Origin of the sequence: Nostoc favosum CHAB5714 (assembly GCF_020829495.1) — a bacterium.
Classification (GTDB): Bacteria; Cyanobacteriota; Cyanobacteriia; order Cyanobacteriales; family Nostocaceae; genus Nostoc; species Nostoc favosum.
Genome location: NZ_JAIVFQ010000147.1, coordinates 1 through 11,996 on the forward strand (window position 1 = coordinate 1; position 11,996 = coordinate 11,996).

The window sequence follows — 11,996 nt, forward strand, 5'->3', positions numbered from 1 at the left end:
CAGCTTGTAAACACTTATAGTACTAAAGGAAAAATCTCATTAATGCCAAAAGCATTTGCCCTTCTTTAAATCTAAAGAAGCTTGTCAACAGCGCTGAATCTAGCCTGAAGTAGAGAGTCAGGAGGCAATACGGTTCAGTTAAGGCTAAAACTCTTTGTCAAAGTCAACTTTTTTAACGTAGACGCGGAGCGGCTTGCCGCAGGCTACCGCAGAGGCGCAGAGGAAACAGAGAGAAGAGAAAAAATGCTTAACCCAAGCGTATTGGGGTTGATTGGGTAAGTTGAGCTACTAAATGGCTTGGCTGAAAAATCCTAGACAATTGAAGAAGCAGCATCACCCCTCATACCCTACTAAATACTCCTGAACTAAAGAAAATAAAGCGATTGCCATCTGTTCAAATTTATCGCCGTCTGGATAGGGGCAAGGTACAGCCAAGTTTTTGTCATTTTGCCAGTGCTTATTGTATGGTTCTGGGTCTAATGGTGCGTAGATGAAAGTTAGCACCTGATTGCGCCACCAGCCACTTAGCTGAATTAGTCTCTTTCCTGGCAACAAGTAAAAGTTAAAACTAGGATAGTAATTATTTTTGTGGAGAGGATCATAATCAATCAAACTATTTTGAAAGTAAGCTTCAAAATAAATAGCGTCTGATGAGCGATTGTAGACTCTTCCCTTCTCCTGGATAGGAGATACTTTAAAACGTAGCCAAGGGAAATGCGCTTGGGCTATTTTTATTGCCGCGAGTTCAAATTCGATGGGAATAATAACGTTATTCATTTTCTTCCTTTTTACTTTAAGAATAATCTAGAACATTTCGATTTATTCATAACGTTTATTTTAGGGTAATATAGTCTAACAATAAGATAATTTTGCTAAAATTTAACTGATTTTTAAGTATCCTAATAATTGAAAAAATCTAATTAAATATGCCTAAAATTCAGGAGAAAGATTGTTGGTTATTTCTAGACTGCAAAGTGATGACGGGTAAACTACCAGAGAACTGCCCTAATCACGAAGTATGTAAAGCGTTAGGTTTGCCACCTCAAAATAGAATGTGTGGCATTCCTTATCAAATGTGGCTTCTTAAAATAGATCAGTTATTTAAAGTATCTACACTGGAAGTGCTTAAATCGTTAGACAGTGAAGCAAAAGAAGCAGGTTACAGTGCAGCAACTAATATTTGTTACAGTTATAAAGACTATTGTTTAACTGTTGGTAGAGATGAGTTTGGTTTTAGCCTTGATATTCCAGCCGAAGCAAGAGCTTTAGGCTTTGCTGAAGCCGAAAAAATGCCATATCAATATCGACGTGGTAAATTAGAAGTGATTAACCAAGGATGCCATTATCCGAAAAAATTTCAAGATGCAGGATGGTACAATCCTATACAATTGCCTTATTGCTATAAAACTTGTGATCAAGTCACAACGTTATTTGTGAATTTTGATATTACACATCCAGAGTATAATGAATTGAAAGCATCAGGTTGGCATCCACCTGTTTCATTAGATGTGAAAAAGTATTATGAACTGTATGGGCATGAATATTGGTATTAATTAATATTCAAAAACTTTTTGGTTTCCTGTGAATACTCTAAAATGAGTGAGAGTCCAATTGGTTCTAATGCCGCAGCATAAAAGGACTTGCTTCGCTCAAAATCACTCACAACGATACCAGTGTGATCAATCACAATTGATCTCCGCTTTTTAGTTGAATTGAGACTAGATTAGTACTGTTGACCTAATCATTCAAGCCTTAATTGAGGTCATGGAGAATAGAAAAAACGTAAAAATTCTATAGCTTTAAGCTTCAAAACACAACAATTCCAAGCGGGACAGAATTTCTTCAGTTAGCGATGGCGCTCACCAAGATACTGCTTGCTTCGTAAGCGTCCCTTAATTGTCAATGCCTTCAGAACCCAATCATTCACTGCATCCACTGCACCCAATCCGGAGCAGCTGCAATCATTTGACCAAGCCCCGTTGGGGCGCAGGGCTGTTTCATTCTACAAGGGTAAGAAGTTTGTCAATATCATGAGAGAGAAATCTTTGAGCAATTGTGATGGAAGGATGACCATTTCGACGGAGTATCTTGAGTGCGATGCCTACGGCGGGCTACGCCTACGCTCTGAGGATTGAGAGGTTCGCTGGAGCATTGCCCATACGTATTTTTGAGTCATCTTCCTTCATAACTACGTCTTTAATCCAATGGAGGCGATTTTCGATACTCCAATGTCCGCGAATACCACAAGCAAATTCTCGTGCCGGATGAATGAGGCTACTAATGTAACAGACAACCTCATGATATGGTTTATCTCCTCGTGTTCCAGTTCTTTCAACTCGAATTAAGGACTTAATTCCCGCCCAGGATAGGTCAATTCCATTCAAATCATCAAAAACTTCAACAGTCCTTGTTGTTAATCTATTCTTAGTTTTTTCGGTCTCTATATGCTTAATAACTAGTTATTGAACAAGTCCAAATCTGTCACAGCCCCAAGACTGCTAGAAGATACCAATTTGGCATATTTCGCCAACACGCCTTTAGTGTAACGCGGAGTCGGGGGTTGCCAGTTGGCACGACGACGAGCCAATTCTTCTTCAGATATATTCAATTGCAATAAACGAGCGGGTGCATCAATAGTAATACTATCGCCTTCTTCTACAAGCGCGATCGCACCACCCACTGCTGCTTCTGGAGCAACATGACCAACTACCATACCATAAGTACCACCAGAAAAGCGCCCATCGGTAATTAATCCCACCGCATCACCCAAACCAGCACCGATAATTGCCGAAGTGGGAGCCAACATTTCTCGCATTCCAGGGCCACCCTTGCGCCCTTCGTAGCGGATAACCAAAATATCACCAGCTTGAATTTTACCCGCCAAAATTGCACCTAAAGAGGCTTCTTCTCGCTGCACTCCTTGCGTCACAATTTGGCTGATCAAATTCTCCGACATAGTTACATCATCCTCTGACTTGCATGTATGAGTATGATAGGTAGCAATTTTTGACATGTCCAATATATATTTATAAGTATTTGAGACTTATAAAATATCAAAACTATGGAACTGCGACACCTGCGCTACTTCATTGCTGTAGCTGAGGAACTGCACTTTAGTAGAGCCGCAGAGCGACTTCACATCGCTCAACCACCCTTAAGCCAGCAAATTCAGCAGCTAGAAGCAGAACTAGGGGTAGAACTTTTTCAACGCAAAACTAAACGACAGGTGCAGCTAACGGAAGCCGGACAAGTATTTTTGCAAGAAGCTTATCAATTGTTCGTTCAACTGTCCAAGGCAATTGATCTGACTCAACGGACAGGTAGGGGTGAGAAAGGACAACTACGAGTAGAGTTTATCGTACTTTAGAAGAAAAAACACCATTAGTAGAAACGGCTGTAGTGTGGCGACAAGAGGATATGACACCTGTTTTACGGGAGTTTCTACAAATTGTGACAAGTGTCTGTGGTTAATTAGTCAGTTAAAAAGGCGATCGCCTCCATTAGCTAAATATGCTAGGTTCCAATAGGCTTGGGTTAAGCATTTCTTTCTTCTCTTTGTATCCTACCCTGCGGCTACTCCTGCGGAGAACTCGTAAGAGTAGCCACTCCGTGTCTATGCGTTCTTCTGGTGCGTCCGCTTTGCGAATGCGGTAGCCTGCGGTAAGCCGCTTCTATACGAGATCCCCTCAAGGTACGCCAACGCATCTACGTTCAGAAAATTGACCTTGACAAAGAGTTTTAGCCTTAACCCAAGCGTATTGCACCATAACTTAGCAATACTTAAGTCGGGTTCTATAGCTAATATGGCAATAACAAAAACCACTACTTTTGACTAACGCCTACCTGCTAAAACAGCAAGTAGGTAACTTTTTATGACCCAGCTTGAATGGTTACAAGCAAATAAACAGGTTTATTCTAAAGAACATGGTGTTATCCATATCGCCGCCATCATTGAGAAAAATCTTTACTTCAAAAAGGGAAGTGTAAATCAAATTATTTTTGACTGGGAGCATGAGGTAAATAGCGGTAATTTATTACCTCTTAATCAAGCACCAACAGGTAAAAGTATTCTCTACCAAGAAATAGCAGCTATTCTTGATGGCTCAGGAAAACTACAAAGTTGTGATATAATTCCTTCTCAAGAAGCTAAACTTTGTCCCATACCAGATGATATTCACCCTCTAGTTAAATATGCCCTGAGTCAGTCAGCAATCACGCAACTATACTCTCATCAAGTCGAGGCATGGGAAGCTTACAAAAAAGGGGAAGATATTATTCTCCAAACTCCAACCAGCAGTGGGAAAAGTATCTCTTTTTTAATTCCAATCATTCACGAGTGCCTAAAAGGTAAATCAGCTTTAGTATTTTTTAACTTGAAAGCACTTGCATTTGATCAGGTAGAAAAAATCCGCTCGTTTGTTAGCCACCTGGATGAAGAAATTCGCCCTAAAATTCTCAATATTAATGGTGATATTCCTCCCCATGAGCGTAAACAACTTTACAGCCATCAACCCTCGATTTTATGTGTGACACCCGATGTATGGAACCACGAACTGAACAACTATCAGTTTGACTCAAACTGGGGATTTAGAGAAACAATCAGAAAAATCTCAATCCTCGTCTGTGATGAAGCGCATTTCTATCAAGGCATATTCGGTTCACACTTTGCCCTACTTAATCGGCGAACTCAATACATGATAGAATCTGCTGGTAACAATATTTCTAAATTGCAGTACATATTCGCTTCTGCAACAATTAGTAACAGCAGCGAAATTGCCCAGAAGATATCCAATCGAGTAGAACAAAGCAACCTTGCTATTATCGACCAAAGTGGGGCAAAACGCTCGGAGATTACTTTCCTTAGCCTCAAAGCACGAAACAATACTCTTTACCAAACTGCCCAAGTTGCAGCCATGCTTGTAAGTAAAGGAGTAGTCGGAATTTGTTTCTGCGATAGTAGAGAACTGGTAAAGGTTTTAACTAATGCCATTCGTAAAGCTTTAGTGGAAATGCAATTGCCTCACTTGGGAGAAACCATCTCAGCCTTTTATGGCAGTATGAAGGCAAATCAGCGTAACAAAATTATTGCAGATATACAGGGCGGAAAGGTCAAGTTCATTATATCCACGAGTGCTTTAGAAGCGGGTCTGGATATCGGGTCTATTGATGCAACTATCGTACATAGTTACCCAGGTTCAATTCTTGCCTTTCGCCAAAGGGCGGGACGTGCAGGCAGGCAAGAAGCAGGGCTATTGGTATTTATCCCGTCGAAAAGGTCGATTATGGACTCTTACTACGCCAATCACCCGGAACGTCTTCTATCTGACCCTCCAGAAATTATCAACTTTAACCACAATTATGAAACGATTTTGGAGCAGCACATTCTCGCCTGTTGCAAAGAAAGTAAACCAACACAAGCTCAAATTGCCCGACATTTCGGTAGTTCTGGCGATGCGATTGCACGACAGCTAATCGGTAATAATCAACTGATTTTCAGTTATAACCAAAGACTGACAACTAATCGAAACCTTGGTTATGTCCACTCAAAAATTAAATTCAGAGGTAACACTGACCAAAACATCAGTTATATCAATCAAGATAGCGCGGAAGAGTTTGAGGAAAGTTCGGCATCATCTGCGCTACGAGAAGTTTACCCTGGTGCTATATATCTTGCTCAAGACTTTGACGGCAACCCCGTACAGTATAAATCACAAGAGCTAAATTTAACCGAAGGGAAAGCAATTCTCAAGCCAATTGAGGCAACCAACCTATTTAGTCGTCCCGAAGGAAGCCTAAATTTCGAGGAAATCAAAATTGCAGGGGAAGCCAAAATTATCAATCTTTCCCAAGGGGCAGCTAGATTTACACCTGTTTCAGCCAAAATCAAAGAAGAAATTTACGGGTACAACTTGTATCGACTGGAACAAAAATGGACTTGCACTAATAACAGATGCCGCAACTTCAATTTAAATTTACCCGGACACATACAAACTTGTCCTGCTTGCAATACCCAACTTATTGAACGAGAATTTGTCGAACTATTGGAGGAAAATAAATATAAGGAAGCATTTGCTCTTAACTACAATACATTCTGCGTTAGGGTTGAAATTAACACTGATGCGAGAAAATATTTTTCAGCTATCGTCAAAAATCTCCGAAAAGAGATATTCAACAAACAGAAATATATTTCCAATGAAGAGAAACAACTATTTGAAAGCAATGAAACTCAGATTTGCGTTCATACTCTCGCGCACCAACTCATGCTCAGTTTACCACTTGTCGAACATGGAGCAAACAGTCGAGATATCGATTTCATGTTAATCGAAGTACCATCAAATCATAACATAGTAGGCTATTTCTTCGATACAAGCGAACACGGTACAGGTATGTGCGATACTCTCATCAAGTATTTAGAAACTGCTTTTATTAAAGCAAAGTTTCTAGTAGATAATTGCCCTTGCAAATACGGCTGCTCATCTTGTACAACAATTCAACGCTGCCCTGATGATAACAAAGCACTGTTTAAATCAGTTGGGCTATCTCTACTGGAGGAAATAATCAATCCGACACAAACAAGAACCATTAATCAATAATTAAGATGATCCTACCCAAGATGGGTAGGATTATTTTTTCAGTAATTAAACCACATACATCGCTTACGCACAAGATTTATGAAAATTTGTGAGAATAAGCAATGTACATCGAACTATTAGCGGATTCAAGTCAAAATCCTAAACGGTTTCAAATTCTCCATGCACCAACATATCTCCTCCTAGAAACAGATTTTAAGTTAGGAGATTTTGTTGAGTCTAATAGCGTCGATTTTATTATCAATCATGCTGTAAATCTAGGATATGAAGTAAAAATATCCCATCCCAAAGAGCAAGAAAATGATAAATATCCTCTTCCCAAAATCAGCGATGAACTTACTGATTTGATGATTAATTATCCATCAGACTTAAAACTGCGAACTAATGGAATGGTTTTTGAACAAAGGGCATATTTAATGTCTAAAGTTTACGATGAAGTATGCCAAAATCTAGAATCAAAAGCTCTTTTAAGAGAAGCTGAGTATTGGTTGATAAATTACGCACGAGAAGTAATTGCCAAACAATGCCATTACTTACCAGATATTCTAATGAAATTAGATAACCCAGTTGTTAGAGCAATGGCAATAGATACACTCATGCTCTGGCAGCCAGACTGGAAAAAGGCTATCTCCCAATATGCAGGAAGCAGATTTGAAGCTGGTAACAATGAGTTTGAGGTTATCAGCTACTATCACAATCAAAAAAAGAAGAGTAAGGACGGGATAATGGTACTGTGCAAGGTAACAAAAACTATGAATAATTATCTGGAATTTCCTAAGTTTCCATTGAATACAAACTGTACTCTTGGAACTTATCAAGTCGAAAATGCCCTGAACAAAAGGTTGGCTTAAAACAGATATTATCAGCTGAAATATCACTCATGAGCGACCAACAAATTAATTATTTAATAACAGGTATTTGCACGTTTCATTGGAAGGCTGACTTTCATAAATTCTGTGAAGTTTGCAACTTTGATCCCAATCATGCTTACTCAAAGGAGAAATGGCAGCAGTGGCAACAATTTGTATCTGGCATAAAGGCGTTTGACCAAAATACCCTTGCCAAGCTAGTTGAAGCAGGCCATCAGTTAGCACCGTAATCATAATATCAAACCACCACAGTCACTAACGCAGCTGTGCATGAATTATCGAAATAATTAGCCACATGAATTCATGCACGCCCAAATCCGTCATTTGGTATTTTCGCTTGACAACTTACCCGAAGAATGGCGAATCGTCCCCACCTTTGGTAAACGTCCTCTAGGGAAAGAATGGGAAAAAAATACCTACTCTCCCAGAGAACTACAAGCCGAACTCGTCCGCCGCCGCCTAAAAGTTTGGACAAATAATAGATTGATCACCCCCACTGGTGTAGCCTTGGTATGCGGTTCCAATCATCCCCAAGGGTACTTAGTAGCTATTGACTGCGACGGGGAAACCTCCTGGCGACAAATTATCCAAATTAACGAACATACAGAACCAGAAGAACTTAACCAGCTAACACCCGTCGAAGCACGCGATACTCCTACGGAGTCGTTGTGCGATGTTCCTACGGAGTCGTTATGCGATCGCGCTCAAAAATACCTTCCTCCCACAATTGCATTTACCTCTGGAAGGAAATATCGGAGCCAGCGTTTGTACCTCATCCCAGATTCAAAAGCTTGGGAAGTAAAATCTCGCAAAATCAAAACTGGAAAGGATGAACACTTGGAGTTTCGAGGCAAAAACCTAGCTTCAATCCTTCCCCCTTCCTTTCACCCAGAGGGCAGAAATTACAGATGGCTTCCTGGCTGTAGTCCATCTGAGCGCCAAATAGAAATAGCCCCCGACTGGGTAATTGCTCAAATGCTTGCCAAACAGGAGAAAGCAAGAAAGTTTAACCTACCCCAAGAAAAATATAACCGCAGATATGGGGTAGACAGATACGCTCATTTAATTCCCTCAATCGAGACAAATATCCAGACTGCACTTGTACTACTTGAAGTCATACACCCTCGATTTGCGGATGATTACCACTCGTGGATTCAAGTCGGGATGGCACTTCATAGTGTTAGTCCCATTTTATTTAAAGCATGGGACACTTGGAGCCAACTTTCTCCTAAGTACAAATCAGGCGAATGCGCCTACAAATGGCAGTCTTTTAACAAGACAGGTATTACTATCCGCACCTTATTTAGATTAGCCAATCTTTCTTAATCATGAGCAGTCAAATATCACCTGACGAGAATGTAACTAACCTTGAAGACAGTTATAGCAGTAGAGATTTTAATCCTGATATTCAGGAGAATAGCGATTTAGAAGAAACATTAGATGAATTAGCAAACACTGAAGTCATAAACCAAGATTCATCTACCGAGATAGATTTAGGCAACTCTGACACAAAAACCACCTTAATAACCATTCAACTAATACCAAATTCTGAAACAGTAATTGTCTCAATTGGAATCCAAGGCGCACTTCCAATTATCAAGATAATTAACCTGACTGAGATAACATCTCATCCTGTCATCAATAACTTGCTACAGGATTTAGAAAAATCTCTCCCAAAGATGTTAGATATCTGCAAGCAAAGGATGGAAAAGCAGACTATACATCAGAATAGACAGGAACAATCAAGACAAGTACAAAAGCGTAACCTGTCTGAAGATAAAGATAAAACACCCGCGCCTAACAACCAATTGTCACTATTTTAATTACCATGAAGTACATTGCGATTATCGAAGGACAAGAAATTCCTCTTGATGAGGCGATCGCCCAAGATGACAATACCCTCAAAACAGCGATTAGCGTCTACTTTCCAGAATATGCTAATGCCGAAATTGAACGACAAACAACTGATGATACAGTTTCAATTCGTCTGGTAAAAAAAGCAGGTACTAAGGGAAGTCAATTCAGAGAATTGAAAAATAGTTCTGAAGAAATAAATCCTGCACTAAAGTTAGGGTGGCAGATAAAGCTTCTGGAGATAAAAAATCAAATTAGTCTCGAAAATTTAATTACCCTACAACCTGAGATAGAAAAAGCTATCAAGCTCGGTCAAAATTGGGAAACCTACATCGAAAAAGTAACTCGAAACCTTAAGCATCAACCTGCTGCCACGAGTAAATATCCCGTACTGTAATAACAAATTTATAGCCGCTAAAAGTTATAGCGGCTGATTAATTATGCTTACAAACATACAATCATTTAAAATACCCATTACTTGTTTAACAGCAATTAACTACCTAGAAAATCTTTCTGAACGAGTTAATATCTTAAGTCTGTATCAAAAAATCTTCCCAAACCAATGGCTAGAATCAACCATTCCTATTAATAAACAATCACATCCAACAAGTGTTTACCTCGATAGAGAGATTGAATTTATTAACCTAGTGAATGAAAATTTATTTCCAGTAGAATATATCGATGAGATTGAGTTTAGTTCCGAACGTGATAATATTCTGGTTTCACCACAAAGAGTTGAGTGTTGGTATGAAGATTTTGAGGAACTAGAATACTCAGAAAAGTTCCTACTGTCGTTGATGGGGCAAGGGTACAATATAAGTCAATGGGAACTAAATTTTGGTTTTACTCCTGATTACATTGCTCTAGCAGAAGAAATTTACTTCAATAAACTTGTCAATCTATGCCGTCGTTACAAAAGTCATCTTCAATATTTAGATACAGCCATACGAATTATAGATTACTCGACTGAAAATATCTGGCTAGATGTTACGTGTGAAACAAGCGATTGGCTGGAATGGACTTATGAAAATATCATATTTCTCGGTCAAAAGTGGAAAGAAGCCGTCTCGATGATGGAAAAATCAAATAAGCTTACCCACTTGCTAGAAACATCTCTTTTTGCCCGAAAAGCAGCAGTCAAAATTTGGAATCAAGCATCAAAATCATGAATGTAGATACAAATATATTACCAATAATTAACTTAGAAAGTATATCGCAAATCCTGCTTGCAAATATTCCCCAAGATGATTTACTAGCGCAGTTAGTTATCCTCAAAGGACAGTTTATTTTAGTCGAACACGAAGGCAAAGAGTCTAAATACAAATTCTTGTCTCCTGAAGCAGTAGAGAAAGCCTTCACAAGTAAAACTGCCGCATCTGGATGGCTTTATAGCAACACAATTTGGTGGGGTAAAAATCCAGAGGGAGAGGCAATTATTCAGTTTTACTCTCCCCAAAAATATCAAATTAAAATTATGGGACAGGAAACGAAAGTAATTACTGTCCCCATGCCTGCATTCCTCTTTGCTGGATGCGGTAGTAAATATTACCTGTGGGCAGTTAAAGGGAGGATATTTAAACCAGACGCGCAACTGTACAAGCCTCCTCTACCTAACGTCTGGGACGACTCTAGTATTTGCTTTGGGGGAAATTCTCCCGGTATGTGCAGTGCTGCAACTATAAGCCAAACCTGGGATCTATTCTGGAAATCACCCTTTAACAAAGACTTGTCCCAAGGCAAGTCAAAAACTCATCCCGACAATATCTGCAACCAGCTAATCAAATTGCACGAGTCTAAACCCAAATCCTACCCTTCAAGTGACCTTGTTTCCGTTCATAGCTGGAAAGTCACAACCCCAGAAGACATTATCAATCATTTGTTCAATTAGCCATGAATCCCTTTATCGGTTATCACTTCGCTACAAGTAATAATTTTCCTCTCTACAGCCAAAAACTTCAGGAATACTGGCTGGCAGCAAATGGACTTTTCCTGCGATCGCACCGCCGCGAGTTAGAGGTTTGCTTGCAACTAACTCAAACTCAAGTTGCTGGACTCCAACCTCTTGAACCCTACTTTCGCCTGAAAGTCCCAAAAGTCCCAAGCCTTGTAATCGCTGATGTTATCAATGCTGCCAGTATCAACCCCCAACAGGAAATCCTATTTTACTTGGGAGTGACAAACTACCAATGGTGGTGTCACACGCCACTGCAAACTGCGTCTTCTACTCACGTCCTATCTTTAGAAAGCGCACTCGATAAAAGCTATACAGATGGGGTAGTGGAAATACACAGTCATGGAACTCTAGCTGCTTACCCTTCAAGTGTGGACAATCTAGAAGAAAAAGGCAAATTTCGAGTGTTCGCGATCATCGGCACACTGAATACCATTCCCACAATATACACCCGCATAGGGATATACAATCACTTTTTCGACATCAACCCCAATCACATATTTGAACTTCCGCCACAGGTAAAATGCTCGAATTAACTGCTTATCAACAAGCTTTACCCGTCTTACCTCGCAATCATACCCGTATCAACTTCGTCTTAGTGGGAACAGGAGGAACAGGGGGGTTTCTTGCAGAAGACTTATGTCGAATTATCCTGCAACTCCAGCGCACGGGGAAAGAGATTAATTTTACGATCGTCGATGGCGATACTGTCGAACTTAAGAATATCACCCG

13 protein-coding genes and 3 pseudogenes are annotated in these 11,996 nt (G+C 39.8%); 12 read left to right on the plus strand and 4 right to left on the minus strand.

Annotation, left to right across the window (positions count from 1 at the left end; translation table 11 throughout):
* Positions 1-333: 333 nt before the first annotated feature.
* Complete coding sequence (locus LC586_RS37320) at positions 334-777, minus strand: hypothetical protein (protein WP_104899561.1); 444 nt, start codon at positions 775-777, stop codon at positions 334-336.
* A 149-nt stretch (positions 778-926) separates the two neighbouring features.
* On the opposite strand from LC586_RS37320, the gene LC586_RS37325 reads away from it, so the two are divergent.
* On the plus strand, positions 927-1,553 hold the full coding sequence (locus tag LC586_RS37325) for a hypothetical protein (protein WP_229490713.1): 627 nt from the start codon (positions 927-929) through the stop codon (positions 1,551-1,553).
* Here the strand turns inward: LC586_RS37325 and LC586_RS37330 are convergent.
* The 3 genes and pseudogenes from LC586_RS37330 to LC586_RS37340 form a co-directional block, all read right to left on the minus strand.
* Positions 1,550-1,687 (minus strand): VOC family protein, encoded by a 138-nt coding sequence (locus LC586_RS37330; protein ID WP_229490715.1) that lies wholly within the window; start codon positions 1,685-1,687, stop codon positions 1,550-1,552. The two genes, LC586_RS37325 and LC586_RS37330, sit on opposite strands and share 4 nt — an antisense overlap.
* A 430-nt stretch (positions 1,688-2,117) precedes the next feature.
* Positions 2,118-2,453: an ISAs1 family transposase gene (locus LC586_RS37335; protein WP_309143433.1), complete on the minus strand. Its 336-nt coding sequence runs from the start codon at positions 2,451-2,453 to the stop codon at positions 2,118-2,120.
* Positions 2,454-2,455: 2 nt separating this feature from the next.
* Positions 2,456-2,914 (minus strand): annotated as a pseudogene (locus LC586_RS37340) (dihydroxy-acid dehydratase); the annotation flags it as partial.
* A 147-nt stretch (positions 2,915-3,061) separates the two neighbouring features.
* Here LC586_RS37340 and LC586_RS37345 point away from each other — a divergent pair.
* The 11 genes and pseudogenes from LC586_RS37345 to LC586_RS37395 form a co-directional block, all read left to right on the plus strand.
* Positions 3,062-3,358: pseudogene (locus LC586_RS37345) on the plus strand (LysR family transcriptional regulator); the annotation flags it as partial.
* Between the two features lie 514 nt (positions 3,359-3,872).
* The gene (locus LC586_RS37350) at positions 3,873-6,593 is read left to right on the plus strand and encodes a DEAD/DEAH box helicase (RefSeq protein WP_229490717.1); all 2,721 of its coding nucleotides are present in this window, start codon (positions 3,873-3,875) and stop codon (positions 6,591-6,593) included.
* Between the two features lie 101 nt (positions 6,594-6,694).
* Complete coding sequence (locus LC586_RS37355) at positions 6,695-7,441, plus strand: hypothetical protein (protein WP_229490719.1); 747 nt, start codon at positions 6,695-6,697, stop codon at positions 7,439-7,441.
* A gap of 29 nt (positions 7,442-7,470) precedes the next feature.
* A complete protein-coding gene (locus LC586_RS37360; RefSeq protein ID WP_229490721.1) occupies positions 7,471-7,689 on the plus strand; it encodes a hypothetical protein in 219 nt (72 codons plus the stop codon).
* Between the two features lie 73 nt (positions 7,690-7,762).
* Positions 7,763-8,785: a bifunctional DNA primase/polymerase gene (locus LC586_RS37365; RefSeq protein ID WP_229490723.1), complete on the plus strand. Its 1,023-nt coding sequence runs from the start codon at positions 7,763-7,765 to the stop codon at positions 8,783-8,785.
* Positions 8,786-8,787: 2 nt separating this feature from the next.
* Positions 8,788-9,282 (plus strand): hypothetical protein, encoded by a 495-nt coding sequence (locus LC586_RS37370; RefSeq protein ID WP_229490725.1) that lies wholly within the window; start codon positions 8,788-8,790, stop codon positions 9,280-9,282.
* A gap of 5 nt (positions 9,283-9,287) precedes the next feature.
* Positions 9,288-9,710, plus strand: coding sequence for a hypothetical protein (locus LC586_RS37375; RefSeq protein ID WP_229490727.1), 423 nt, complete (start codon positions 9,288-9,290; stop codon positions 9,708-9,710).
* A 43-nt stretch (positions 9,711-9,753) separates the two neighbouring features.
* The gene (locus LC586_RS37380) at positions 9,754-10,482 is read left to right on the plus strand and encodes a hypothetical protein (RefSeq protein WP_229490729.1); all 729 of its coding nucleotides are present in this window, start codon (positions 9,754-9,756) and stop codon (positions 10,480-10,482) included.
* On the plus strand, positions 10,479-11,201 hold the full coding sequence (locus LC586_RS37385; RefSeq protein WP_229490731.1) for a prokaryotic E2 ligase family D protein: 723 nt from the start codon (positions 10,479-10,481) through the stop codon (positions 11,199-11,201). The genes LC586_RS37380 and LC586_RS37385 overlap by 4 nt, the downstream gene beginning before the upstream one ends.
* Positions 11,202-11,203: 2 nt before the next feature.
* Positions 11,204-11,800 (plus strand): Mov34/MPN/PAD-1 family protein, encoded by a 597-nt coding sequence (locus LC586_RS37390; protein WP_229490733.1) that lies wholly within the window; start codon positions 11,204-11,206, stop codon positions 11,798-11,800.
* Positions 11,788-11,996, plus strand: a pseudogene (locus LC586_RS37395) (thiamine biosynthesis protein ThiF); the annotation flags it as partial. The gene LC586_RS37390 and the pseudogene LC586_RS37395, both read left to right, overlap by 13 nt.